Consider the following 25,346-nt stretch of genomic DNA (forward strand, 5'->3'; position numbering starts at 1 on the left):
CCTAGCATCCCTGCGCGATAACCACATGACACATCAAAACCCATGACCACCGCTTCAAGCCCGGCGCCAATGAGCCGACGCCGGACCATCGTTGCCACCACCATCGGCAACGCCCTGGAGTTCTTCGACTTCACCGTGTATGGCTTTCTCGCCCTGGTGATCGGCAAACTCTTTTTTCCGACCTTCAACTCATATGGCCAGTTGCTGCTGACGGTCGCCAGCTTCGGGGTGGGATTCATCATGCGGCCGCTGGGCGGCATCGTGATCGGCGCCTATGCCGACCGGGCCGGCCGCAAGAAGGCCATGACGCTCACTATCTTCATGATGGCACTGGGCTGCGCGATGATCGCCTTCGCACCGACTTACGTGCAGATCGGCGTGGCGGCGCCGCTGCTGATCGTGCTGGCGCGGCTGATTCAGGGCTTCTCGGCCGGCGGCGAGGTGGGCGCATCGACGACGCTGCTGGTGGAACATGCCACGCCGGCCAATCGCGGCTACATGGCCAGTTGGCAGTTCGCGAGCCAGGGCCTCGGCATCCTGCTGGGCGCGCTGGTGGTCGGCGTGCTGTCCGCGACGCTGTCGCCCCAATCGATGGAAAGCTGGGGCTGGCGCGTGCCGTTCGTGATGGGCATGTTGATCGCTCCGGTCGGCATGTACATCCGCCGCCACCTCGAAGAGTCGCTCGACGTGGCCGACGAACCGGCCCATGCCGCTCCGCGCCGCAGCAGCCTTTCGGAAGTGTGCGGCGAACACGGCAAGACCGTGCTCGCTGCGATCCTGAGCATCATCGGCGGCACGGCGGCGGCTTATGTGATTACTTTTTATATGCCGACCTACGCCATTCGCGAACTGGGGATGCCGCCGCCGGTGGCGCTCTTCGGCGCCGCGCTGACAGGGCTTCTGTCTTTCGGGCTCGCACCGTTCGTGGGCCGCTGGTCCGATCGCGTCGGGCGCAAGCCGCTGATCATCTGGAGTCGCATTGCCGTGGCGGTGCTGATCTACCCGGGTTTTCTGTGGCTCAACGCTTCGCCGACGCCCGCCGTGCTGTTCATTGTGGTGGGCGTGCTCAGCGCGGCATTGGCGATCCAGACCGTGCCCGGCATCACGATGCTGCCGGAGCTCTTTCCCAAACACGTGCGCGCCAGCGGCATGTCGCTCGTCTACAGCGTGGGCGTTGCGCTTTTCGGCGGCTTCTCGCCTTTCATCAGCGCCTGGCTGCTGAATGCCACGGGCAACAAGCTGGCGCCCGCGTGGTATTTGCTGGCGGTCTCGCTGGTGTCGCTGATCGGACTGCTGTGGATGAAGGATTTCACCGGCAAGGACATCGATGCCGCGGACGCGTACCAACCCGCCTGATCGACACTCTCTTCAAGGACCACGACCATGTACAACAGTGCAGCCAGCCGCTACTTCTCGGGCACCTACGCCGAGGCGCGGCACAAATTCCTCGATGCAGCGGCGCAGCGCGGCGCCGCCATCGAATCGTTCGAGCATCCGCAACATCGCGGCGCCCTCGGTGAAACGCTCGCCACGGATGTGGCCTGGCTGGGCAAGCCCGGCGCAACCAAGCTGCTGATCGTCAGCTCCGGCACGCACGGGCCGGAAGGCTTCTGCGGCTCCGGCTGCCAGGTCGCCACGCTCAGCGATGCCGAGCTGCTCTCGCGCATGGAGCAAGCAGGCGTCGGCCTGCTGATGGTGCACGCAGTGAATCCGCACGGCTTCTCGCACCTGCACCGCACGAACGAAGACAACATCGACCTGAACCGCAACCACATCGACTTCAGTGCCCCGCTGCCGGTGAATGCCGCCTATGCCGACGTCGAGCCGTTCGTGCTGCCCGCCACGTGGCCGCCCGGCCCCGCCGACAACGTCGCGATGGCGGCCTACATCGAGAAGCACGGCATGTGGGCGTTGCGCACGGCGATGTCTGCAGGGCAGTACACCTCGCCACAGGGTGTGTTCTACGGAGGCACCGCGCCCTCATGGAGCAACCGCACGATGCGTGGCATCCTGCGCAAGTACGGAGCGGCGGCCACGCACATCGGCTGGATCGACGTGCACACGGGGCTCGGGCCCTATGGGCACGGCGAGAAGATCTACGCGGGCCGCAACGCCGCGGCCGATCTCGCCCAGGCGCGCGCTTGGTGGGGAGCCGACGTGTTCGCGCCTTTCGAGGGGCAGTCGGCCTCCGCCGACGTGTCGGGTCCGGTGGTGTCGGCGGTGTATGACGAATGCCCGCAGGCAAGCGCCGCATTGATGGGGCTCGAATTCGGCACCCTCCCCGACCAGGAAGTCATGACGCGCCTGCGCGCCGACACGTGGCTGCGCCGCCATCCCGAAGCACCGGAAGAACAGCAGCGCACCATTCGCCGGGAACTGCGGGACGCCTTCTATTGCGACAACGAAGAATGGAAGGGCATGGTGCTCGGACAGTCCCGCGTGGTGCTCCTGCAGACGGTGCAAGGGCTCAAGGCGGCATCGGCGGCCTAGAGTCCGAATCTCGCATCAGTGCCGCGCCGCCAGGTCGCGGCACTTCTTCAGGTTGGCATCGAAGCGCTGCGCCAGGCCGGGCTCGCAGGCGTCCGCCGTGGTCATGATGCGGCACATGCCCACGGCCAGAAAGTCCGACACCACTTCGGTACACATTGAATAGCGTGCGAGCGCAGGGTTGTCCCGCGTCTTGAAGCCCCAGCTCTCGGAGAAGTTGAGCATTCGGCCCATGGCGTTCTCGAAATAGTCGCGGTCGCGCTCGGCAATGGCCGTTTCCATCTTGGGGAGCTCTTCGCCCAGGAAGCCCATCGCCGCGCTCGGGAACTGGCTTGCGTCTTGCTGCGAGAACGCGGCATTCGCCGTGAACAGGCACAACAGCGGAGCCATGAGGCGCGCGGAAGACAAGAGAGTGCGGGGGCGAAAAGATTCCATGGTTTTCGGTGGGGCAAGAAGCTGAAAGGCCCGGCTGCCGTAAATCGGCAGCCGGGCCTGTATTTGAACCGATGCCAGCGACTACCAGCTCAAGCGCAGGCCCACCGATCCCTGGATCGACGACTTCACCTTGGCGTCGCCGCTCGTGCTGTAGAGCTGGCCGACTTCGCCATAGAGCGTGGTCGAAGGCGTCAGCGCGAGCGTCGCGCCGGCAGCGACTTCGGTCGACGTATAGCCGGTCGCGCTGGCAATGGACGTGCTCGCTGCCGGCCCGATGAAGGTGGCGACGTCCGTGCCGGACGTTGCGTGATAGACGTTCACTCGCGCATAAGGCTGCAAGCGCCCGGCACTCGTCGCGATGTCGCCCTTTACGCGCACGCCGAGCCGGCCGATCCAGCCGCTGTCGGCGTCCTGTCGAACGACGGCGCCGCTGATCAGCGCGTCGTCGAATCGGCTGTGCTGGTAGGCGATCTGCGCTTGCGGCTCGATGCTCCAGCCTTCGGCGAGCGGGAACGACTTGCCGGTCTCGATCGACGCCGTGGTGCTGTCGGCCTTGCCCGAAGCGCTCAGGTTGCCGTCCGGATGCACGGTGTAGCGATGGCTGCCGCCCTGGAGCACGGCGTCGGCATACAAGCCGCTGCCGTCCATCCACGTCGCATAGCCGGCGAGATAGCGCGATTGCAGGTCGTTGCTGCCGACACGCCCGAAGGTGCCGCGCGCATTGCCGCTCACATCGGCGCTGCCGTCCAGCTGGCCCACATAGAGGCCGGCGCGCCAGTTGCCGCTCGCCAGCAGGTCGGTTCCGGCCTGGAGCCCGCTCACATGACCTTCGCTCTGCGCGGCGGCGACGCCGTTCTGGCGAATGTCGAGGTCGGTGTAGACGGCACGGGCCCATGCCTGGCGAGCGCCGCTCGCGTCAGCCGCCGCGGGCGCGTTTTCGTCGCCGACGCGGCGATGCAGGTTGCCCAGCATCGCCAGATCGGACTGGCGCGATTGGGCCGGCAGTGCGGCGAAGAGCGGGACTTCGGCGCGGTAGGTCGGCACGGTCACCGGCGGAAGCTGGGGCAACTGCGGCACCTGAGGTGCTTGCGGTGCTTGCGGTGCTTGCGGTGCTTGGGGCGCTTGCGGAACCTCGGATGCCGGAGGCTTGCCGATTTCCGGCGGCTCGTTCGGCACGGAGGGGTCCGTCGGCTTGAGCGTGGTTTCCGAGCGCAGGTACCAGTTCTCCCCGGCACCCTTTGCATCGGTCGCATAGAGGCGGTATTCGTACGCGCCAGCGTCGACGTGGCCGTTGGCGAGCGTGAAGGCGTCGCGCGTGGTCTGCGCCGTTGTCTTCGCGCCGTTGAGCGCACTCACCAGCTCGATGCCGTTGCCCGTCGTCTGCGCGCCGAGCCCGCCGAGGTTCGTGACGCGAATCGTCGTATGGCCGCTTGCACTGGCGGTGGGGCCGTTCAAGACCAGGCGATCGCTCACGCTGCTGCTGCCGCCCAGGACGGTGCCGAGTTTGAGCACGGCGTTGTTGCCGACGTAGGCGCCGTTCACGGTCAACGTGCTTCCGGGTGCCGCGCCCAGCAGGCTCACGGTGCCGCTGTTGTTCAACGATGCAACGCTCTGGTTGAAGCCTGCGGTGTCGAGCATGGCGCCGGAGGCCACGGTATGTGCCGACGCGCCGCTGAACACATTGGCCGCGCCGGCCTTGAGCGCGCCCGATGCCACGGTCGTCGCGCCGCTGTAGCTGTTGGCGCCCGAGAGCACCGTGGTGCCGGTGCCCGCTTGCCGCAACGCACCGGTGCCCGAGATGGCACCCGAGAGATCCAGCGTGTCCGAGCGATTCACAACCAGCGTGCCGTTGTCGAGGATGTTGCCCTTCACGCTGCCGGCTGTTCCGCCGTTGCCCAATTGCAGCGTGCCGGCCGAAATCGTCGTGCCGCCCGTGTAGGTGTTGTCGCTGGTCAGCGTCGTGGTGCCGGTGCCCACATGCGAAACCGCGCCGGCGCCGGAGATCAGGCCAGCGAAACTCACCGCGTCAGATCGATTGAAAGCCAGCGTACCGCTGTTGGCGACGTCGCCGACGATGGAGCCCGTCGTGCCGCCGTTGCCCAGTTGCAGCGTGCCCGCCGAAATCGTCGTGCCGCTCGTGTAGGTGTTGTCGCTGGTCAGGGTCGTGGTGCCGGTGCCCACATGCGATACCGCGCCCGTGCCGGAGATCAGGCCCGTGAAGCTCACCGCGTCCGATCGATTGAAGGCCAAGGTGCCATTGTTGACCACGTCTCCAAGGATGGAGCCCGTCGTACCGCCGTTGCCCAGTTGCAGCGTGCCGCCCGAGATCGCCGTGCCGCCCGTGTAGGTGTTGGCGCCTGTCAGCGTGAGCGTGCCCGCGCCGGTCTTGACCAGCGAGCCGCCGGTATCCGTCACCGGGTTGTTGTACGACGCGCCCTTCACATCGAGGAATCCAGGGCCGGTGTCGGAGATCACACCGCCGATCGCGCTGCTGGTACCGAGCGCGCCAACCGTCAGCTTCTTGCTGCCGAGCACCACGTCGCCGTCGCCCGAGAGCTCGCCGACGGAGATGCCGGTGAGCGCGTTGGCGTTGTTGATGAACACGTGGCCGCCCGCGCCATTGCCGATCCTGGCGCCGCTCAGGTCCGCGTTGTCTTGCAGGTAGATACGACCGCCTGCCGCGTCGATGTCGTTGTTGATGGTGGCACTGCCGCCCGTGCTGTTGCCTTCGAAGTACACGCGCGCGCCGCTGCCGTTGTTGATCGTCGAATTCGCTGCCGTCGTGCCGGTCTGGAACTGGATCAGGCTGCCTTCGGCCTTGTTCGTCAACGTGGCGGAACCCGCGCTGGCGCCATTCGCGAACGTGACGCCGGAGTTTGTTCCGAGGTTGTTCGTGCTGACGTGCGTCGTGATGTTCAGGTTGCCCGCATTGGCATTGGCGCCGTCGAAATCGAGTTCGCTGTTGTTGTAGATATCGACAGTGTTGTTGCTCGTGCCCAGCGTGCCGGTGCCTGTCACCATCACGTTGATCCGGCCGGCGGTCGCATCGGCGCTCGTGAGCGAGCCGAGCCGGGTCGAGCCGGTGAATGCGCTGTTGCCGCTGCTGCTGAGCGTCAGGCGCGTGACGCTGTCGTGGCCGTCGAAAGGCGTGCTGTTGATCAGCGACAGAGTCCCGGCGCCGCTGATGCTGCCGCTCATCTTGCTGCCGGCGGTGCCTGCAACGTCGATGGTGCCGTCGGCGGCCATGGTGATCGGCCGGGCGGAGTTGACGGTGTCGGTCAGCTTGAGCGTGCCGCCGTTGAAGGTCAGCCTGCCGGTCGACGCCCCCAGGTTGGCATCGGTGCTCACCTGCAGGGTACCGCCGGAGATGGTCGTGCCGCCGGAATAGCTGTTGCTGGTCGAGGCAAGCGTCAGAGTCCCGCCACCGGTCTTCTCGACCATGCCGGTGCCTGACAGCACGCCCGCGTAGGTCGCATTCGTCGGCTGCGCAAACCGCACCAGTCCGTTGTCAGTGATGGCGGACGGCGCGAATTCCGCCTTCGTCTCCAGCGTGCCAGGCGCATCGACCGTCATGCTGCCGGTGTAGTTGCTTGCATCGGCGCCCAAAACCAGCGTGCCTTCAGCGACGCGTGTACTGGTGACGCCCGAGCCCTGGAGCGGATTGCCGAGGGTCCACGTGCCGCTGTCGTTCTTTACCAGCGACTGAAAGCCCGAAATCGTGTGCGTCAGCGTGTCCGCGCCCGTGCCGTTCAGCGTCAGCAGATTGTTGCCACCGCCGCCGTTGATCGCGCCCGAGACCGTCGAGCCGTCATACAGGTTCAGCGTGTCGTTGCCATTGCCAAAATTCAGCGAGCCGCGCACCTCGCCCTTGTTGGTGAAATCGACGGCGCTGTTGCCGCCGAAGCCCATGATGTTGCCCGTCGTGCCGTTCATGTACTGCATGACGCCGGTCTTGCCGTTCACGACCGTGTTGCTGCCGCCCGATGACTCGAACCAGATCGCCGCACCGCCGGCTTGCGAATTGATCGTGCCGTTGTTGATGATCGTGTTGCCGACGCCGATGGGGTTGACGGCTTCCGCATTGCCTGCCGGTCCGTTCGACTGCACGAGCGCTCCCTGGTCGATCGTCAACGTCGTGCCGTCGTGGAACTCGATCGTGTTGGCGCCCGTGCCGTAGTGCCCGTTGGTGTTGCCAGGCGCACTGTTGACGACCGTCGCTCCGCTTCGAATATGGATGTCAGCGTTGTCGCCCATGCTGATGGCCGTTTGTCCGCCGGTGTTGACCGCTGCGCTCGCCTGCACGTCCACCACCGTGCCGGAGGGGGTGCTCAGGCCGGTTCCGATGGTTGTCTGCTGAACCGCGGGCGGTGCGCAGGTGATCGTTGTTCCACTGGTGGCGCAGTCTGCCGCCGCAGCACCCGCCAAAGCTAGCAGCGTCGATGCGAAGGCGACCTTGAGGGCTGGATTGCTCGAAGCAGGGGCAATGGCGGTGGTCGATTTGCCGGCGCTGTGGGCCAATTCAGACGCAACGGCCCAGACTTGTTGCGAATGGTTCCAAACGACTCTGAAGACACGGTTCATGGGCTGACTCTTTCCTCTTCCAATGTGAAATCCGCATAAAGTGCGAAATGAATACTTACGAATGTAATTCTTCGGTATTCATTTACATTGGAAGAAAATCACAGAACCGGTGCGCGAATGTCCAAAAGCAACAGGAATGTGACAATTTTTCGTACTCTTCTCATGGCGGTAGCCGCTCATCCGTGAGATAGCGCACAAAAATGGGGCATGCGCGCCCCTTAGACTCGCCCCATGGCTTCCAGACCCACCCGAACCCCGCGCATGCTCGAGCGCGGCGTCATGTGCATCCTCATCGGCGCGGCCGTGTTGATTGCCCCGAGCTTTCTTCAGTCGCCGGTGTGGCGCGACACCGTCGGCGGCGCCCACGTGGTCGGCTGGTTTGCCGTGGTGCTGGGGATTGCGCTGGTGTTCGTGGACCTCGTCCAGCGCGCGAAAGGCAAGAAGCGCTGAGGCTCAGTGCCTGCCGAGCGCCTTCTTCGCGCCTTCGACCGCGGCGAGGACGATGGCGCCGGCAATGACGCCGATGCCGGCGTTGGCGCCTATCGACGCGAGGCCGCCCGCCATGGCGCCGGCGTTGGCGGCCCAGGCCTCCAAGGCATGCGCCAGGGGCGGGACACCATGCACGAGGATGCCGCCACCCACGAGAAACATCGCGATGGTGCCGGCGACGGACAGCAGCTTCATCAACCACGGCGCGGCGGCGAGAAGCGCACGGCCCGAGACGCGCGAGACCGCATCTTGCCGCTTGCTCAGGTAGAACCCGGCGTCGTCGAGCCGGACGATGCCCGCCACCAGGCCATAGACACCGATGGTCATGACGATGGCAATGCCTGCCAGCACCGTCAGTTGCGTCACGAAGGGCTGGCCTTGCACGGTGCCCAAGGTGATGGCGATGATCTCGGCGGAGAGGATGAAATCGGTCCGGATCGCGCCTTTGACCTTGGCCTTCTCGGCCGCGACGATGTCCACCGTCGCGTCGGCGATCAGCCTTTCATGGCGCGCCGTTTCGGCAGCGCTGTCTTTCTTGTGCAGGAATTTGTGCGCCAGCTTCTCGAAGCCTTCGAAACACAGAAAAGCGCCGCCGACCATCAGGAGCGGCGTCACCAGCCAGGGCAGCCAGGTGCCGATCAGCAGCGCGGCGGGCACGAGGATCGCCTTGTTGACGAACGACCCCTTGCATACGGCCCAGACGACGGGCAACTCGCGGTTGGCCCGAACGCCCGCCACCTGCTGCGCGTTCAGCGCCAGGTCGTCGCCCAGCACGCCGGCGGTCTTCTTGGCCGCCACCTTGGTGAGGACCGAGACGTCATCGAGCACCGTCGCGATGTCATCCAGCAGCAGCAAGAGACTGGTGGCCATCCGGTCGCGCTCGCGTCAGACGTTTCGCTTCAGGCGGATTTCCTCGATCTTGACGCCGCCGATCGCGGTCGTCTTGGCTGTCTTCATCTCGCGCTTGAAGCCGGCCAGTTCATGGAAGCGCATGGCGCGGTCGTTTCGCAGCGGAACCCAGACGGTGACCACGGTGCAGCCTTCTTCCTCCAGGCCGTCGCGCGCGGCGTCCCAGAGCGCCACGCCGACGCCCTTGCCCCAGTGCTCGGGCTTGACGTAGATCGCCCAGATCTCGCCGGTGGTCGATGGGGTCTTGGGATCGCGCGACCGGTCGAAACCGACGAAACCGACGATCTCGCCGTCCAGTTCGGCCACTTGCACCTGCGGTTCGCTGAATTCGATGGCCTCGCGCCATTTGGCTTCGCGCGTGGCCGGCGCCAGTGCGCTCAGTTGGTCTTCGGGGAGGATGCCCTCGTACGCGGCCCTGGCGGCGGCGGCGTGGATTTCAGCGACGGCCTTGGCGTCGCGCAGGGTGGCGGGGCGAACTTCGTAATCGGACATGAATGCAGGAAGCGAAACGGTAGAAAGGCCTATTGTCGCTGCGCTATAAACTCATCCGCACATTCGCATCATCCGGAGAGATATTCATGGCCAAAGGTCAACAGCGCACCAACAAGGAAACCAAGAAACCCAAGAAGGACACCTCGCCGCCGAAGCCGCCGGGCGCAGGCATCGAGCCGGTACGCACCGTCACGACCGCAGTCATTCCGCGCGGCAAGCTCAAGAACAAGTAATGAACGACGGCGCGCAGCCCCCGGCAGCGCAGAAGCAGGCCCGCAATCCGCTGCACGGCCTCACGCTGGAAGCGATCGTCACCGCGCTCCAGGCGCACTACGGTTGGCAGGGGCTGGGCGAGCGCATCCCGTTGCGCTGCTTCACGAGCGACCCGAGCGTGTCGTCCAGCCTCAAGTTCCTTCGCAAGACGCCCTGGGCGCGCGAGAAGGTCGAAAGCCTCTATCTCTTCATGCTGCGCGACCAGCGGCGACAGCAATCTTCCGATTCCCCGCCGTGATGAAGGCCCTGGTGCAACCGGGCGGATTCAGCTTCGAGACCGAACCGGACCGCACGCTCCTTCAATCCGCCGATGCCGCCGGCGTCGAGCTGCCCAGTTCATGCCGCAACGGCACCTGCCGCACCTGCATCTGCAAGCTGGTGGCGGGCGAGATCCGCTATCGCATCGAATGGCCCGGCGTGAGTTCCGAAGAAAAGGCCGAGGGCTGGATCCTGCCTTGCGTTGCGGAGCCGCTGGGCGACGTCACGCTCGACGTGCCCGGCGCTTTCTCAGCCTTCTAGCTTGACGAGCCGGTCCCTCCGTGCGAGCGAGGGAAAAAGCCTGAACCATGCGGCGGCCACCAGCACGGTGCCGATGCCGCCCGCCACGACCGAGCCCACCGGCCCCAGCAGCGCCGCCGTGGCGCCGGATTCGAATTCACCCAACTGATTGCTCGCGCCGATGAAGATCGAATTGACGGCGCTCACCCGGCCGCGCATCGCATCGGGCGTTTCGAGCTGAACCAGCGTCTGCCGGATCACGACATTCACCATGTCCGCGCCGCCCGAAACCGCCAACGCAATCATCGACACGACGAAGCTGCGCGAAATGCCGAAGACGACCATGCATACGCCGAACATCGCCACCGCGAGTAGCAGCGTGCGGCCGACGCGGCGCTCCACCGGCCGGCGGGTGAGCATGATCGACATGAACAGCGCGCCGACCGCCGGGGCGCCACGCAACAATCCGAGACCCCACGGCCCCGTATGCAGAATCTCCTTGGCGTAGATCGGCAGCAGCGCGACGGCACCGCCCAGCAGCACGGCGAAAAGATCGAGCGAAACCGCGCCCAGCACTGGCTTGCGGTTCCAGATGAAATCGACACCGGCCAGCACCGTCTTGAGCGTCACGGGCTCGCGCGGCGGCAGCGCGTAGACGTACTTCAGACGCAGCACCAGCGCCGAAGCCATGGCAAAAAAGGCGACGGCGGTGCCGTACACCACGCCCATGCCCGCGACGAAAAGGAGCCCGCCCAAGGCGGGCCCGCCGATGATGGCGCCCTGCATGCCTGCCGAACTGAAGGCCATGGCGCGCGGCAGCATCATCGGCGGCACGAGCAACGGCGTCAGCGCCTGCTGCGCGGGCATCTGAAAGGCACGGACGGCGCCGAGCACCAGCGACAACCCCAGCAGCAGCGCGCGCGAATCGTGTGCGCCGTGCACCGCCAGCAGCAGCACGAGCGCAACCGCCCCTTGCACCGCGAAACAGGCGGCGACGATGCGCCCGCGATGATGGTTGTCCACCACGTGCCCCGCGACCAGCGCCAGCAACAAGGCCGGCACGAACTGATAGAGCCCGACCAGTCCGAGATCCCAGGCGCTGTGCGTGATGTCGTACATGTGCCAGCCGATGGCGACCATCAGCATCTGGCTCGCGGCGGTGCCGAACAGCCGCCCCAGCCAGAACTGCATGAAGGCCCGCTCGCGCGTCAGGTCGGAAAAACTCGAAGATCGGGAGGAGGAAGCTGCAGGAGCAGGGGCGGGAACGGGAGCGCGAACGGACATCGCCGCGAGGATAGCCGAGGCCGGTCTTCTAGACTTGGCCCACCGCAACCATGACGACCGAGACTCACCTGCACCTGATCCACGAAGACGCGCATCTGCTGGTCTTCGACAAACCCGCGGGCCTGCTCTGCGTGCCCGGCCGCGGCGATGACAAGCAGGATTGCCTGAGCGCGCGCGCCACATCGCGCTGGCCCGATGCGCTCGTCGTGCATCGCCTGGACATGGCAACCAGCGGCCTGGTGCTGATGGCCCGCAGCCTGGAGGTGCAGCGCGCGCTGGGAGATGCATTCGCGGCAAGGCAGATCGGGAAGCGCTATGAGGCGATCGTCGACGGCCTGCTGCCTGTCAGCGATGAATGGTCTTTGATCGACGCTCCGCTGATGGCCGACTGGCCGCGCAGACCGCTGCAGAAAGTCGACGCGGCCGGAAAGCCGAGCCAGACACGCTGGCGCGTCAAGCGGCAGCTGCCCGATCGCCATTCAAGTCATTTGTGGCTGGAACCGCTCACCGGGAGAAGCCATCAACTGCGGGTGCATCTTCTGTCGATCGGCCACCCCATCCTCGGCGATGCACTGTATGGCGACGAGGATGTCCGCCAACGCGCGCCGAGATTGTTGCTGCACGCCACGGCGCTCGAATTCGTGCACCCGGTTGAACGGCGACTGTGCCGATTCGAAAGCCCGCCGCCCTTCCCCTTCTAAAGCGGCCTCAGAGTTCGCCCTTCACGACGAGCACGGGTACCTTGGCGTCTTGCAGCACGCGCTGCGTCACGCTGCCGAGCAGCAGCTTCTCGATGCCGGTTCGGCCATGCGAACCCATCACGATCAGGTCGGCGCCGATCGCTATGGCGGTGTCGACGATGCCTTCGTGGACCACGTGGCCGTCGATCACACGCTGATCGCTGTGCAGGCCTTCGGCGGCCAGCGCCGCCACACCGCGTGCCAGCGCGGCATTGGCGCTGCTCGTCGCGGCTGCGAGGTATTCGTTCTGGCCGAGCGCGTAATCAGCGCCAACCCCGATGAAGGGGTAGTTGTCCACCACATGAATGAGCGTGATCCGACTGCCGAAGGCAAGAGCCAGCCCGCTGGCCTTGCTGACGGCCAGCATCGACGTTTCGGAGCCGTCGATGGGCACGAGGATGTGATTGAACATGCGAGACCTCTTTCATACACAGAACGGGATGTGCGGGCGCACCGGGCCCCGAATTTACATCCAACCATGCACTGCGCATGTAGGACTTTCTATGGTGCTTGGCGCAGCGCTATTCCCCTTGGAAACTGCCCGCCCGGCAAGTCACGACCAGGGTGTCGCGCCAGCCCGGCTCGCCTTCCACCAGGGGCTGGATCGGCGTCGATTCGTGGATGACGCGCGCGTCGTCCAGCAGCAGCAAGGTCCAGGGTTCCGTCATCGTGAAGCGTTCGCCACGCCGGCCCGTGGCCTCGAAGACGCGGGTTTCGCCGCCCTTGATGTTGTGCCGGCCGACCAGCGCCACCGCCACCACGTCGACGCCGTCCCGGTGTGCGCCCTCGGGCGTCGGCCGACCGATGCCGTCTGCCGTGTCGATGCGAAACTGGTGTGCCTCGACAAACCAGGGCTGCATCCCGCGCAGGCCGCCGGCGACGTCGCCCAGCGCAAGCATCATGCGTCGCCATACCGGCTGCGCCACGGTTTTTTCTTCCATCGGCGCGAACCACCGCTGCATGCCGCCATGCAGCGCGTTGTATTCGACCGGCTGCCAGTGCGCGCGATGCGGCACCTGCGCGAGCGCTGCGCCGTCGACGGTGAAGCAGGCGTGCCGCCGGGTGCGATAGCGGCCGCCGTCCTTGAGGTAGTCGTCGGGCGGCAGTTGGAACCAGTCGCCGTGCAGCGCGTCGAGCTCGGCCAACGGTGCGTCCAGCCATTCGGCGACGCCTTGCGGGCTCAGCACGGCATAGCCGTCCTGGCGCAGTGTGGAGACGAGGCGATCGGGCGGTGTGAATGGCGGACTGAAGGCCGCGTTCACTCCGTCACCTTCACGCCCTTCCAGAAGGCGACGCGGTCCTTGACCATTTCGGCTTCCGGCTTGGGATCGGCGTAGTACCAGGCGGCGTCGGTGTTGAGTTCGCCGTTGACCAGCAGCGAGTAATAGCTTGCGGTGCCCTTCCAGGCGCAGGTGGTCTTGTGGTTGCTGAACGTGACATGGTCGCGGTTGAGCGATTCCATGGGGAAATAGTGATTACCTTCGACGAGCACTGTGTCGTCGCTCTCGGCGATGGTGACGCCGTTCCAGGTTGCTTTCATTTCATATGACTCCAAGGCGCCAGGTTGCGCCGATCGCTATTTCGATTTACATCCACGAAAGTAGCACATTCAATGTGGATGGCGGGAATCCAGCTGCATCAGGAGCGCGCGAATCTCGCGCAGGGGCAAGACGTGGTCGGGCACATGAAGCGCGAGCGCCGAGAGCGGCATCATCGGTGCAAGGGCTTCGTCCGGGTCCTGGACGATCGTCAGGCCACCGGCCTCGTGAATCTGCAGCAGCCCGGCGGCGCCGTCTTCGTTCGCACCCGTCAGCAGAATGCCGACGAGCGCAGGGCCGTAGGCGTCCGCGGCGGAGCTCATCAGGACGTCGATCGCGGGGCGCGAGAACAACACCGGCGGCTCGCAGCTCAGAGAGAAGCAGAGGTCGGACTCGATCGACAGGTGATAGCCCGAAGGCGCGAAATAGAGCGCACCCTCCTCGATGGGCAACTTGTCCTCCGCCTCTCGGACCTCGATCGAAAGGCGCTGGGCGAACACCTCCGCCAGCCTGCTGTCGTGTGGGTCCGGAAGATGGATGACCACGACGATCGGGAGCCGCCAGCCGGACGGAAGGTCCGACAGCAGCGTCAACAACGCATCCACGCCGCCCGACGAGGCGCCGATGACCACGGCGCGCAGGTCCCGTCCCTCGTGCTCGACCGATGAATCGCCCGGCGTACTTGTCATGGGGTCATGTGCCCTTCCTGTAGATGCGCTCGCTGCGGGACAGGACTTCGAATGCGCCCGCATAGCCTGAGAAATCGATGCTCTCCTTGGCGCCGAGTCCGAGAAAGCCGCGATGGCAAAGCGACTCGTGGAACAGCCCGAGGGCGCGGTCCTGCAACTCCCGATTGAAGTAGATGAGTACGTTGCGGCACGACACCAGATGCGTCTCCGCGAAGACGCTGTCGGTCGACAGGCTGTGGTCGGCAAAAATCACACCCGCGCCCAGCGAAGGATCGAAGCGACCCGCCTCATAGGCGGCGGTGTAGTAATCCGAAAAGGAGCGCCGGCCGCCGGCGCGCTGGTAGTTGGCCGTGTAGCCCTTGATCGAATCGATCGGGAAGATCCCCTTGCGCGCCTTCTCCAGCGACGCCGGGTTGATGTCCGTCGCATAGATCAGCGTGCGCTCCAGGAGCCCTTCCTCGCGCAGCAGGATGGCGAGTGAAAACACCTCTTCGCCGGTGCTGCAACCAGCGACCCAAATCTTCAGCGAGGGATAGGTGAGCAGGTGCGGAACGACCTGCCGGCGCAAGGCGAGAAAGTAGGCCGGGTCGCGGAACATCTCGCTCACCGGAATCGTCAGGAACTGCAGCAGCAGCGCAAAGGTGCCCGGTTCGCGCAGCACCTTGTCCTGCAGCGCGGAGATGCTCGACATCTTGAGCTGGTCCAGCGCATAGAGCACTCGCCGCTTCTGCGATGCGCCGGTGTAGTTGCGAAAGTCGTAGCTGTACTTGAGATAGATGGCCTCCATCAGCAGCCGCACCTCGATGTCGACGTGCGAGGGCGGACGCAGTGGGGCGGAAGATTTGCCGGCTGTCACAGGCGCTCCATCTTCGGCATCCACACGCGCAGGAGAGAGAACAGCCGATTGAGGTCCACTGGCTTTGCGGCGCCGATTACGCCGCCGACGAGGGGCAATTTCAGGTTGCGATTGAGCAGGCGCTGGAAATCCTCGGTGTCGATCGTTGCCTGTGGCTTCATGAGTGCTGGGTTCGGGCGCAAAAGGGCAAAACCCTTCGACGATGCACAACCCCGCCCGAATTCATGTCGGACTGCGCCTCGCCGGTGCGTGCGCCCAGCACCTGAAGCCAGCGGTCCGGCAACCGAATACCGCCACACTTGTTACTCCCCGCCTTCGATGTTCGCTGCCAGACTTTGACTTTCCGTATGCAAACATCAGGAGATTCGCCATGAGTGCACCCATCGAGAACCAAGGCAAGCCCGGAGCGCCGGCCATGCAAACGCCGCCGGTCGTATCGGCGCAGGCATGGAAAGCGGCCCACGCTGAAATGCTGGTCAAGGAAAAGGCCCAAAGCCGCGCACGCGACGCCTTGGCCGCCGAGCGCCGGCGAATGCCGTGGATGGAGGTGAAGACGTCGTATGCGTTCGAAGGGCCGCAGGGCAAGGTGAGCCTGCTCGACCTGTTTGACGGGCGGCGTCAATTGATCGTCTATCGCGCCTTCTATGAACCAGGCGTCTTCGGTTGGCCTGAACACGCCTGCCGCGGCTGCTCGATGGTGGCCGACCAAGTGGCCCACGTCGCCCACCTGAACGCCCGCGACACCACCCTCGTCTTCGTCTCGCGCGCTCCCCAGGCGGACATCGCGAGACTGAAGGAGCGCATGGACTGGACGATGCCTTGGTACACCATCACCGACGACTTCGACGCCGAGTTCGACGTCGACCAATGGCATGGCACCAACGTGTTCTACCGTGATGGCGATCGCGCATTCAGGACCTACTTCGTCAACAACCGCGGCGACGAGCAGATGGGCGGTACTTGGAACTACCTCGACATCACGCCTCTGGGCCGGCAGGAAGTCTGGGAAGACTCACCCGAGGGCTATCCGCAGACGCCGACCTACAAGTGGTGGAACTGGCACGACAACTACGCCGAAGAGGCGGCGCCCGACAAGAGGTGGGTCGAGGTGTCGGACGCTGGTGAAGCGGCATTCCGGGCGGAAGCGGCGAAGTCGAAGGCGTAGGCTGTCGACAGGGGTTCGGCAAGGCTTCAGCGGCGCGCCTGGATCATCTTCCAGCCGTTGCCCGAAGGATCGCGGAAGCCGGCGTCGATGGAGCCATAGCGCTCGACCGGCTCCTGGGTGAACTCCACGCCCCGCGCACTCATCTGGCCATACGCCGCGCGGCAGTCGTTCACGACCAGCACCAGTGGCGGCATTGCACCTTTCGCAACGATCGCGCTCAGTGCTTGCGCGGTGGCGGCGTCCAGCATCGGCGGGCCGGGCTTGAACAGGCCGAGCTGGAACGTCGGCTGGTCCGGATGCTGGATCGTGAGCCAGCGATAGTCGCCGTTCTTCACGTCCGTATGGACCTTGAATCCGAGCTTCTCGACATAGAACGTGAGCGCCTCATCCTGATCGCGCACGTACAAACCAGCAACTTCAACACCTTGACTCATGGGATCTCCTTTTATCGAGACCCGTTTATATCGGCCGCGATGCGGCGGCGCTTCTCCAAAACTGCCATCGTGAGATCGGGCCGATGCGCCGCGCTGAGGATGCACGCGGGCACGCGGCCAAGTTCTTGCGCGGCGGCCCTTCTCCGCGTCCGGATCTCGCCGGGGCTTTCGCCGGTGATGTCGCGAAAGATGCGGCCGAACGTGCCGAGGCTGCCCCAGCCGGTGTGAAAAGCGATCTCGGTCACTGACAGTTCGGTGTCGCGCAGCAATGTCGTCGCTCGCTCAATGCGCCGCGTGAGCAGATAGCGATGCGGCGGGAGGCCGAAGGCTAGCTTGAAGGATCGTGCGAAGTGCGCTTCGGAGACGCCGCTCACTTCCGCCAGCCGCCGAACAGGCCAGTCCTCGTGCGAGGCGGCGTCCATGCGATCCTTGGCGCGCAGCAGACGGCGCAACAGCTTGGGGTCCTGCGTCAACCTTGGCTCACCGGAAGTTCATGGCGGGCAAATGATACGGCGCCCCCTCCCCCGATGATCAATCCTTCGCCTGGAGCCAATGCACGCTGAACAGGTGCTCCGGATCCGTCCAGACTGCCGCCGGACTGAAGCCCGCTTTCACGGCCAGGGCGCGCAGTCCATCGATGGTGAACTTGTGCGAGTTCTCGGTGTGGATCGTCTCGCCTTCCTCGAAGCTGAAAGAATGGCCGTCCAGCTTCACCGTCTGGGCGCGGCGGCTCACGAGATGCATCTCGATGCGCCGAAGCGGCGAGTTGTAGAAGGCGCCATGCGTGAAGCCGTCGAGATCGAAATCCATGTCGAGCTCGGCGTTGGCGCGCCGCAGCAGGTTGAGGTTGAAGGCCGCCGTCACGCCTTGCGCATCGTTGTAGGCCGCGTGCAGCAGCGCCGGATCCTTCACGAGATCGACCCCCAGCAACAGCCCGCCACCACGAAGCAGCCGCCGCGCAAGCTGCAGGAAGGCCAGAGCTTCGTCGGGGCTGAAGTTGCCCAGCGTGGAGCCGGGAAAGAACCCGACGCGCTGCCCCAGGCCCTTCTCGCGAGAAGGCAGCACCAACGGCATCGTGTAGTCCGCCACCATCGGCTGCACCGCAAGGTGCGGATAGTCCTTGCGCAGACGTTCGGCCGCGGCTTCGAGGTGTTCCCCCGAGATGTCGATGGGCACATAGCGCTTGGGCGCCTCGAGCGCGTCGAGCAACAGCCGCACCTTGGTGAGAGAGCCCGCACCGAATTCCACGATCTCGGCATTGGGTCCGATCTGCGCGGCGATCTCCGGCGCGCATTCGGTCAGGATGCGGACCTCCGTGCGTGTCGGGTAGTACTCGGGCAGTTCGCAGATGCGATCGAACAGCGCCGAACCCGCGACGTCGTAGAAGAACTTCGGCGAAATACTGCGCGCATCGAGACTCAGGCCGGCGTGCATCTCGCGGGCGAAGTCGGACAGTGGCGCAGCCCGTTGTGCCGCACGGAATGCATGGAGATTGAATGCTGGAGTGCCCATCAGAGGTCTTTCGCGAGCCGCAGCCCCGAGAACTGCCAGCGTGCCGCCGGCGGAAAGAAGTTGCGATAGCTGGCCCGTGCGTGCCCTGGCGGCGTGGCAATGCTGCTGCCTCGCAACACGAGTTGGCCCACCATGAACTTCCCGTTGTATTCCGCCGCGATGCCCGCGAGCGGCCGAAAGCCAGGATAAGGATCGTAGGAAGAACGTGTCCACTGCCAGACGTGCCCGGTCATCTGGGAGATGCCCGGAGCGTCGTACGCCGCTTCCCATTCGAATTCGGTCGGTAGCCTCGCGCCCGCCCACTCTGCATAGGCGGCGGCTTCATAGAAGCTCAACTGCGCGACAGGCGCCTCCGGCTCCAGCGGCCGGACGCCGTGCAGGCCGAAGATCTGCCAGGCCGAGGTGCCTCCGTTCGAGCCCTGGTTGGGGCCCTGGTGCATCAGCCTCTGATCACCGGCAGCGATCCAGTACGCCGGGCAACGCCATCCCTGCGCCTGGACCGTCGCCCAGCCGTCCGAGAGCCACAGTTCGGGCCGCTCGTAGCCACCATCGGCGATGAACTGCGCGTAATCGCTGCAGTTCACGAGGCGGTCGGCAATGGCATAGGGCCGCAGAATCGCGGCGTGGCGCGGGGTCTCGTTGTCGAAGGCGAAGCCTGGTCCGTCGTGACCCACCTCGACCAGGCCGCCGGGCATGGACAACCATTGCATCGGCCGTGCGACCGAAGCCAGGCGCAACGAAGGACCCGGCGCTGGACGATAGGCCGGCAACAAGGGATTGCACGACAGCGCATGCAGGATGTCAGTGACGATGAGTTCCTGATGCTGCTGCTCATGATGAAGCCCCAGCGTGACGATGCTCTCGATCGCATGCCAGTCCGTGTCGCTCGCGCTGCCGAGCAGCGCACACACCGCCTCGTCCACATGGCGGCGATAGGCATGCACCTCCTCGAGCGACGGGCGCGTCAGCAAGCCGCGCTGCGGACGCGGATGGCGCGGCCCCAAAGCTTCATAGTAGGAATTGAAGAGGTAGTGAAACCGCGGATCGAACACGCGGTAACCACTTGCGTGTGCCTGGAGCAACACGGTCTCGAAGAACCAGGTGGTGTGCGCGAGATGCCATTTGGTGGGGCTGGCATCGGGCATCGACTGGATGCACTGGTCTTCGGCCGAAAGTGGCGCCGCCAGCGACAGGCTGTGGGCACGCACCGACTGGAAACGCTCGCGCAGTTCGTCCGCCGCGGGCGCGGCCGGCCGGATCAGGTTCATGGAATCTCCAAGATTCGTCTTGACGGGTTTTAGCCCACGCACGGAGGAATGCGCCGTAGGACAAGGGCTCGCTCAAAGCTGCAGGCGAACCATGACCAGGCACAGCGGAACACGCCAATGTCGCACAAGTCGGGAACGCTTGCATGACCCCGCGCTGCGTATCATCCGGCGCATGAGCACCACTACAAACACCGGCCGCCCTCATGTCGTGATCGTCGGCTGTGGCTTCGGTGGCCTGGAGGCTGCACGCAAGCTGCAGAAGGCCGAAGTGGACATCACGGTGATCGACAAGACCAACCATCACCTCTTCCAACCCTTGCTCTACCAGGTCGCTACGGCGGGACTGGCCGCGCCGGCCATTGCGGCGCCTGTGCGACTGCTCTTCAGGGAACAGTCGAACGTCACGACATTGCTCGGAGAAGTCATGCACATCGACCCGGCAGCGCACGAAGTCCAGTTGGCGGACGGCACGCGCATTGCATGGGATCACCTCATTGTTGCGGCAGGCGCGACGCACAGCTATTTCGGCCACGATGAGTGGGAAAAGATGGCGCCCGGTCTCAAGACGCTTGCCGATGCCTTCGAGATCCGTCGCCGGATCCTGCTGAGCTTCGAGGCGGCCGAAGTCGAAAGCGACCCCGAACGCCGCCGCGCGCTGCTGACTTTCGCGGTGATTGGCGCGGGGCCGACCGGCGTCGAGATGGCGGGCACGCTTGCCGAGATCGCCCGCCACACGTTGTCGGGCGAATTCCGGCACTTCGATCCGGGCAGCGCGGAAATTCTGTTGATCGAAGGTGGTCCGCGCGTGCTGCAGGCCATGCCGGAGTCGCTGAGTCAACGTGCACTCGAACAACTCCAAAAGCTCGGCGTGCAGGTGCGCCTCAACGCAAGGGTCACGTCGGTCGACGCCGGAGGATTGCAGGTCGAATCGCCCTTCAGCGACGGCGGCGCAGGCGTCGGCAGCCATCGCATCGCGTGCAACTGCGTCATCTGGGCCGCAGGGGTTGCCGCATCGCCGCTGGGCCGTTTGCTGGCGAGCGTCACCGGTTCCGAAACGGACCGCCCGGGCCGCATCAAAGTGTTGCCCGACCTGAGCTTGCCCGGTCATCCGGACATCAGCGTCGTGGGCGATCTTGCGGCCGCGATGAGCTACAGGCCCGGCAAGGAGCCCACGCCCGTGCCCGGCGTCTCCCCGGGCGCCAAGCAAATGGGCCGCGCCGCCGCGTCGAACGTCCTTCGGCGCATTGCCGGCCAGCCGACCGAGCCCTTCCGCTACAGCGACTACGGGAACCTCGCCACCATCGGGCGCAACTCGGCCGTCGTCGACCTGGGCACACCCTTTGGTCCCTTGCGCTTCTCGGGGCGCATGGCGTGGCTGTTCTGGCTCTTTGCACACGTGTATTTCCTGATCGGCTTTCGCAATCGGATCGTCGTGCTGATGGATTGGGCCAGCGCGTACTGGAGCTTCCAGCGTTACGCGCGCGTGGTCGCGGACGTCAGGGAAAGAGGTGAATCGTGAGAATCCGCCCGTTCGAGCCGGCGGACGAAAGCACTGTCGTTGCGCTCTGGCGCGAGTGCGGCCTGACCCGGCCTTGGAACGATCCTCATCGGGATATCCAGCGCAAGTTGAGCGAACAGCCGGAGCTGTTTTTGATTGCCACGATCGATGATGCGCTGGTCGGCACGGCCATGGTGGGCTTCGACGGACACCGCGGCTGGGTCTATTACCTGGCGGTATCGCCACTGCACCGCAAACGATCCATCGGCCGCGCGCTCATGCGCGAAGCCGAGAGGCTGCTCATGGAACGCGGTTGCCCCAAGATCAATTTGCTGGTGCGCTCGTCGAACACGGACGTGATCGCGTTTTATCGCGAACTGGGGTACACGCAGGACGATGCGGTCAGCCTCGGTCGGCGCCTCATCCGCGATACCCACGATACGGACATCTAGGCCAAACGCCTACGGCTTCGCCGGATGATCGCCCGCGGGCAGCAAATCGGCATCCGTCAACGTCTTCAGGAAAGCGACCACGTCGCGAATCTCCGCTTCCGTCAACGCCGGCTTGCCCCCGCGTTTCTGGCCGAAGGGTGGATCGGTGTTGATGTTGCCTTGGTACTCGGCAGGCAGATCGTCGAAAGGCTGTGTCTTGCCCTTGGCATCGCGCCCATACCAGCGCTCCGGCGCAGTGTCGCGCTGCGCGTAGAAGCGCACCGCGTCTTCCAGCGAATGAAAGATGCCGTTGTGAAAGAACGCCTGCCGCACCGCGACATTGCGCAGGCTCGGCGTGCGGAACAAGCCGCAATACTCGGGATGGTCCTTGAGGTCGGTTCGGATGGGCCCGCACAGGCCGAGGTCGTGATAGTCCGGGTCGGCATTCGCTGCCAGGCCCCGGTGGCGCGGCACGCCGATGGCGATCATGCCGAAATCGGTGAAGAGCGGAAACGCGCCGTCCGCGGTGCGGTCGCTCAGATGGCATGAAGCGCAGTTGCCTTTGTCCTCGGCCTTGAAGAGCCGCAGGCCGCGCGTTTCGGCGGCGCTCAGCTTTTGCTCGCCGCGCAGCGCCGCGTCGTACTTGCTCGTGAAAGGATAGAACTCGGCGGGCGACTGCTGGAAGACTTCCAGCGCGAGGCCCGCCGCGCGGAATGCCGCCGTTGGATCGTCGAACAAGTCGGCACCGAAGACGGCGCGCATCTCGTCCACATAAGCGGCGCGCATCAGCTTGCCAGAGACCTCATCGATCGAGGCATTGCCCATCTCGGCCGGCGACAGGAGCGGCAACCCGGCCTGTTCGTGCGCCGAACCGGCACGGCCGTCCCACATGTGCCCACCCGTCGGGCCGGCGTCGATGCTGTCGTCGCCGTCGTTGTCATGGTGATGCTCCGAAAACGCCGTGAGCGTCTCGAGGTAGCGGAGCGACGGCGTAGCGCGCGGGCCTTGCGTGCGGCCGTCAGCGCCGCCCCATTGCACCGACAGCGCATTGGGTGGACCGAACGCATGTTGCGGATCGTGGCAACTGGCGCACGACTGCGCTCCCGATGCCGACAGCGACGGATCGAAGAAGATCCTGCGCCCAAGCGCCGTCAGTTGGGCGGCTGTGGGCTGCGCTTTGCCAGGCACCGGTGCGTAAGTTGCGCCGACATACGCGGGCACCGGCGATGCAGGCTGTGCAACAGGAGCGGAAGGTGCAGCGCGATCGCAAGCGGCAAGGGCGACACATGCCAGCGTGAGAACACCCAACCGGAACCGGATCGACAGGAACAGAGTTGAGAGCCGCATTGCGCGCGCAGCATAGGCATCGAACATGACAGGCGCATGACTCTCACAGCGCTCCCACAGCGATCCGTCTTTCATCTGCAATGAATTTGTCATGGGGGGAAGCGAACATCTCGGCCGCCGGTATTCGCCGGACTCATCGACATCTCATAACTCCACACATGATGAAAAGCTCTGCAACTTCCCGTGCCACTTTGGGGCGAATCGTGCACAACCCGATGGTTCGCCTTTCTCCATGGCCCATCTCGATCGTGACGGCCGCGGTCGTCGCCGCGTGCGGTGGCGGCAGTGGAGGGTCGGGCTTCGGCGTCGCGCCGGTCGGCACGGGCGGCACGGCCACCACTTCGGGCGTGGTCACCGGCAGCTACTACCGCAATGCCAAGGTCTGCATCGACGCCAACAACAACGGCCACTGCGATGGCAACGAAGCCAGCACGACCACGGATGCCAACGGCGCTTTCAAGCTGACCGGACAAGGCGCTGTCGTGGCCGAGATCGGCACGTCGAGCAAGCGCTTCGACCCGGCGACCGGCGTAGAAAGCCCCGTGACGCAGCCCCTGGTGTTTCGCGCACCTTCGGGCGCAAACAACGTGATCAGCGCCATCAGCACCGAATTGGTCGCGATCATGGATGACAACGGCGGCGACCTCGCCGCCGCGCGCACCGCCCTCGCCAAGCGCCTGGGCGTGAGTGAAGCGCAACTGACGGCCGACCACAACAAGATCGACGACAAGGGCGTCAAGGGCCTGCTGCAGGCCGAGATCGACCAGGCCATCGAACGCATCGCCGAAGCCGTTGCCGAAGCAGGCTCGGGCGGCGACGTGGTCCAGGCACTGCGCAACCGCCTTGCACTCGACAAGATCCATAACGTGGTCGTCATCTACGCCGAGAACCGCGGCTTCGACAATCTCTACGGCCTCTATCCCGGCGCGAACGGCATTCCGGGCGTCAATCCGACTTCTACCCCGAGCAATCCGGAACCCCAGAAGGACTTCGACGGCGCTGCCCTGCCCGCGCTGCCGCCAGTCTGGAGCGGCGTGACGATCGCCGGCCAAGCGGTCACCATCACGCAGGCGCAGACCGTCGGCATGCCGAACAAGATGTTCCGCATCGACGATTCGGCCGGCTTCTTCAACACCGGGATCATGGTCGGCCAATCGACCATCACGCGCGATCTGGTCCACCGGTTCTACAACAACCAGATGCAGATCAACGGCGGCAAGAACGACAAGTTCGCCGCCTATTCCGATGCGGGCGGCCTGAGCATGGGCTACTTCGACGGCAGCAAGATGCAGTTGTGGAAGATCGCTCAGCAATACACGCTGGCCGACAACTTCTTCATGGGGGCGTTCGGCGGCTCGTTCCTGAACCACCAGTACCTGGTCTGCGCCTGTGCGCCGACCTACCCCAACGCCGATGCCGATACGTCGCCAGCCAAGGGCGCGATCTCGGCCATCGACGTCGATGCCAACGGCAACTTCGTCCGGCTGACGCCCGCAGCCACTTCGCCGGCATCGGTGCTCAGCGGCGCGCCCGTCTACAAGAACGACAACACGCTCACGCCGAAGGATGCGAGCGGGATGTTCTATGCCGTCAACACCATGCAGCCGCCCTATCAGCCGAGCGGCAACGCACCCGCGGCGGGCGACACGACCAAGCTCTATGCCGATGCAAGCAAGGCCAACACGCTGCCGCCGCAGACGCAGGCCACCATCGGCGATCTGCTCGACAAGAAGGGCCTGAGCTGGGCCTGGTACGGCGGCGCATGGAACAGCACCACGGCCACCGCCGAAGGTGACCGCAAGTTCCCTTCCACCGATCCGGCGGCGCCTGCGGCAGCGGTGACGCCGAACTTCCAGTTTCACCACCAGCCCTTCAACTACTACGCCGAGTTCGATCCGGTCGCGCACCCCGACGTGCGCGCGGCTCACCTGAAGGATTTCGACGCCGACTTCCTGAAGGATGCCGCCGCCGGCAAGCTGCCTGCCGTGGCCTTCTACAAGCCGCAGGGCAATCTCAACCAGCACAATGGCTACGCCAACATCACGGATGGTGACGCGCACATCGCCGACGTGATCGCCAAGCTGCAGGCCAGCCCGCAATGGAAGAACATGCTGGTCGTCGTCACATACGACGAAAACGGCGGCTTCTATGACCACGCCACCGTGCCGAAGGGCGACCGCTGGGGTCCCGGCACGCGCGTCCCGGCGTTGATCATCTCGCCCTATGCCAAGAAGGGCTTCGTCGACAAGACGCAGTACGACACAGCGTCGACGCTGCGCTTCATCACGCACCGCTGGTCGCTGCCGCCGCTGCCGGGGCTGGTCGAACGGGACGCGGCGCTGCTGAAGAACGGCGGCAAGCCGATGGGCGACCTGACGGCCGCACTGAACTTCAGCAACAAGTAGTCGGCAGGTCCATCC

Annotated in this window: 27 protein-coding genes; 11 read left to right on the plus strand and 16 right to left on the minus strand. The window is 65.1% G+C overall.

What is annotated here, in order from left to right:
* Positions 1–42: 42 nt before the first annotated feature.
* Both AC1DSF_RS08005 and AC1DSF_RS08010 read left to right on the plus strand, forming a co-directional pair.
* A complete protein-coding gene (locus AC1DSF_RS08005) occupies positions 43–1,356 on the plus strand; it encodes an MFS transporter (protein WP_478126693.1) in 1,314 nt (437 codons plus the stop codon).
* Between the two features lie 27 nt (positions 1,357–1,383).
* Positions 1,384–2,490 carry a M14 family metallopeptidase gene (locus AC1DSF_RS08010; protein ID WP_478126694.1) on the plus strand — a complete coding sequence of 369 codons (1,107 nt, stop codon included), beginning with the start codon at positions 1,384–1,386 and terminating at the stop codon, positions 2,488–2,490.
* A 15-nt stretch (positions 2,491–2,505) separates the two neighbouring features.
* On the opposite strand, the gene AC1DSF_RS08015 is transcribed toward AC1DSF_RS08010, so the two are convergent.
* Positions 2,506–2,877: a hypothetical protein gene (locus AC1DSF_RS08015; protein WP_478182570.1), complete on the minus strand. Its 372-nt coding sequence runs from the start codon at positions 2,875–2,877 to the stop codon at positions 2,506–2,508.
* Between the two features lie 126 nt (positions 2,878–3,003).
* Positions 3,004–7,503 (minus strand): autotransporter outer membrane beta-barrel domain-containing protein, encoded by a 4,500-nt coding sequence (locus AC1DSF_RS08020; RefSeq protein ID WP_478182571.1) that lies wholly within the window; start codon positions 7,501–7,503, stop codon positions 3,004–3,006.
* A gap of 231 nt (positions 7,504–7,734) precedes the next feature.
* Between AC1DSF_RS08020 and AC1DSF_RS08025 the strand changes: the two genes are divergently transcribed.
* A complete protein-coding gene (locus AC1DSF_RS08025; RefSeq protein ID WP_478126697.1) occupies positions 7,735–7,953 on the plus strand; it encodes a hypothetical protein in 219 nt (72 codons plus the stop codon).
* Between the two features lie 3 nt (positions 7,954–7,956).
* Here the strand turns inward: AC1DSF_RS08025 and AC1DSF_RS08030 are convergent, their stop codons facing one another.
* Together AC1DSF_RS08030 and AC1DSF_RS08035 are read right to left on the minus strand one after the other, a co-directional pair.
* Entirely contained in the window at positions 7,957–8,862 is a 906-nt protein-coding gene (locus AC1DSF_RS08030) for a DUF808 domain-containing protein (RefSeq protein WP_478126698.1), read from the minus strand.
* Between the two features lie 15 nt (positions 8,863–8,877).
* Entirely contained in the window at positions 8,878–9,393 is a 516-nt protein-coding gene (locus tag AC1DSF_RS08035; RefSeq protein WP_478126699.1) for an N-acetyltransferase family protein, read from the minus strand.
* Positions 9,394–9,479: 86 nt separating this feature from the next.
* On the opposite strand from AC1DSF_RS08035, the gene AC1DSF_RS08040 reads away from it, so the two are divergent.
* The 3 genes from AC1DSF_RS08040 to AC1DSF_RS08050 are packed head-to-tail and all read left to right on the plus strand — an operon-like array spanning position 9,480 to position 10,185.
* A complete protein-coding gene (locus AC1DSF_RS08040; protein WP_478126700.1) occupies positions 9,480–9,626 on the plus strand; it encodes a hypothetical protein in 147 nt (48 codons plus the stop codon).
* Positions 9,626–9,904, plus strand: coding sequence for a VF530 family protein (locus AC1DSF_RS08045; protein WP_478126701.1), 279 nt, complete (start codon positions 9,626–9,628; stop codon positions 9,902–9,904). Before AC1DSF_RS08040 ends, AC1DSF_RS08045 begins: the two co-directional genes overlap by 1 nt.
* Positions 9,904–10,185 (plus strand): 2Fe-2S iron-sulfur cluster-binding protein, encoded by a 282-nt coding sequence (locus AC1DSF_RS08050; RefSeq protein WP_478126759.1) that lies wholly within the window; start codon positions 9,904–9,906, stop codon positions 10,183–10,185. Before AC1DSF_RS08045 ends, AC1DSF_RS08050 begins: the two co-directional genes overlap by 1 nt.
* Here AC1DSF_RS08050 and AC1DSF_RS08055 read toward each other — a convergent pair.
* Positions 10,174–11,355: an MFS transporter gene (locus AC1DSF_RS08055; protein WP_478126702.1), complete on the minus strand. Its 1,182-nt coding sequence runs from the start codon at positions 11,353–11,355 to the stop codon at positions 10,174–10,176. The genes AC1DSF_RS08050 and AC1DSF_RS08055 overlap by 12 nt on opposite strands.
* A 143-nt stretch (positions 11,356–11,498) precedes the next feature.
* On the opposite strand from AC1DSF_RS08055, the gene AC1DSF_RS08060 reads away from it, so the two are divergent.
* Positions 11,499–12,149: an RluA family pseudouridine synthase gene (locus AC1DSF_RS08060; RefSeq protein WP_478126703.1), complete on the plus strand. Its 651-nt coding sequence runs from the start codon at positions 11,499–11,501 to the stop codon at positions 12,147–12,149.
* 7 nt (positions 12,150–12,156) lie between these two features.
* Here the strand turns inward: AC1DSF_RS08060 and AC1DSF_RS08065 are convergent, their stop codons facing one another.
* The 6 genes from AC1DSF_RS08065 to AC1DSF_RS08090 form a co-directional block, all read right to left on the minus strand.
* On the minus strand, positions 12,157–12,600 hold the full coding sequence (locus AC1DSF_RS08065) for a universal stress protein (protein ID WP_478126704.1): 444 nt from the start codon (positions 12,598–12,600) through the stop codon (positions 12,157–12,159).
* A 109-nt stretch (positions 12,601–12,709) separates the two neighbouring features.
* Positions 12,710–13,450, minus strand: coding sequence for a 2OG-Fe dioxygenase family protein (locus AC1DSF_RS08070; RefSeq protein ID WP_478126705.1), 741 nt, complete (start codon positions 13,448–13,450; stop codon positions 12,710–12,712).
* Entirely contained in the window at positions 13,447–13,728 is a 282-nt protein-coding gene (locus AC1DSF_RS08075; protein ID WP_478101006.1) for a DUF427 domain-containing protein, read from the minus strand. Before AC1DSF_RS08075 ends, AC1DSF_RS08070 begins: the two co-directional genes overlap by 4 nt.
* 69 nt (positions 13,729–13,797) lie before the next feature.
* Positions 13,798–14,415, minus strand: coding sequence for a chemotaxis protein CheB (locus tag AC1DSF_RS08080; protein ID WP_478126706.1), 618 nt, complete (start codon positions 14,413–14,415; stop codon positions 13,798–13,800).
* A 4-nt stretch (positions 14,416–14,419) separates the two neighbouring features.
* Positions 14,420–15,202 (minus strand): CheR family methyltransferase, encoded by a 783-nt coding sequence (locus AC1DSF_RS08085; protein WP_478182594.1) that lies wholly within the window; start codon positions 15,200–15,202, stop codon positions 14,420–14,422.
* A gap of 65 nt (positions 15,203–15,267) precedes the next feature.
* Positions 15,268–15,432, minus strand: a complete 165-nt coding sequence (locus tag AC1DSF_RS08090) for a hypothetical protein (RefSeq protein WP_478182572.1) — start codon at positions 15,430–15,432, stop codon at positions 15,268–15,270.
* A gap of 209 nt (positions 15,433–15,641) precedes the next feature.
* Between AC1DSF_RS08090 and AC1DSF_RS08095 the strand changes: the two genes are divergently transcribed.
* Entirely contained in the window at positions 15,642–16,436 is a 795-nt protein-coding gene (locus AC1DSF_RS08095; protein ID WP_478182573.1) for a DUF899 domain-containing protein, read from the plus strand.
* A gap of 26 nt (positions 16,437–16,462) precedes the next feature.
* Here the strand turns inward: AC1DSF_RS08095 and AC1DSF_RS08100 are convergent, their stop codons facing one another.
* The 4 genes from AC1DSF_RS08100 to egtB are packed head-to-tail and all read right to left on the minus strand — an operon-like array spanning position 16,463 to position 19,650.
* The gene (locus AC1DSF_RS08100) at positions 16,463–16,870 is read right to left on the minus strand and encodes a VOC family protein (RefSeq protein WP_478182574.1); all 408 of its coding nucleotides are present in this window, start codon (positions 16,868–16,870) and stop codon (positions 16,463–16,465) included.
* An 11-nt stretch (positions 16,871–16,881) separates the two neighbouring features.
* Positions 16,882–17,343 (minus strand): helix-turn-helix domain-containing protein, encoded by a 462-nt coding sequence (locus AC1DSF_RS08105; RefSeq protein WP_478126709.1) that lies wholly within the window; start codon positions 17,341–17,343, stop codon positions 16,882–16,884.
* 58 nt (positions 17,344–17,401) lie between these two features.
* Positions 17,402–18,382, minus strand: a complete 981-nt coding sequence (egtD, locus tag AC1DSF_RS08110; RefSeq protein WP_478126710.1) for an L-histidine N(alpha)-methyltransferase — start codon at positions 18,380–18,382, stop codon at positions 17,402–17,404.
* Positions 18,382–19,650 (minus strand): ergothioneine biosynthesis protein EgtB, encoded by a 1,269-nt coding sequence (gene egtB, locus AC1DSF_RS08115; protein ID WP_478182575.1) that lies wholly within the window; start codon positions 19,648–19,650, stop codon positions 18,382–18,384. Before egtB ends, egtD begins: the two co-directional genes overlap by 1 nt.
* Positions 19,651–19,822: 172 nt before the next feature.
* Here egtB and AC1DSF_RS08120 point away from each other — a divergent pair, with 172 nt between their 5' ends.
* A complete protein-coding gene (locus AC1DSF_RS08120) occupies positions 19,823–21,169 on the plus strand; it encodes an NAD(P)/FAD-dependent oxidoreductase (RefSeq protein ID WP_478182576.1) in 1,347 nt (448 codons plus the stop codon).
* Entirely contained in the window at positions 21,166–21,600 is a 435-nt protein-coding gene (locus AC1DSF_RS08125) for a GNAT family acetyltransferase (RefSeq protein ID WP_478182577.1), read from the plus strand. Before AC1DSF_RS08120 ends, AC1DSF_RS08125 begins: the two co-directional genes overlap by 4 nt.
* 9 nt (positions 21,601–21,609) lie before the next feature.
* On the opposite strand, the gene AC1DSF_RS08130 is transcribed toward AC1DSF_RS08125, so the two are convergent.
* The gene (locus AC1DSF_RS08130) at positions 21,610–22,926 is read right to left on the minus strand and encodes a cytochrome-c peroxidase (protein ID WP_478182595.1); all 1,317 of its coding nucleotides are present in this window, start codon (positions 22,924–22,926) and stop codon (positions 21,610–21,612) included.
* Between the two features lie 215 nt (positions 22,927–23,141).
* Here AC1DSF_RS08130 and acpA point away from each other — a divergent pair, with 215 nt between their 5' ends.
* Positions 23,142–25,331 carry an acid phosphatase gene (gene acpA / locus AC1DSF_RS08135; protein ID WP_478182578.1) on the plus strand — a complete coding sequence of 730 codons (2,190 nt, stop codon included), beginning with the start codon at positions 23,142–23,144 and terminating at the stop codon, positions 25,329–25,331.
* Positions 25,332–25,346 lie beyond the last annotated feature (15 nt).

The organism is Variovorax sp. 01N429, assembly GCF_056399425.1.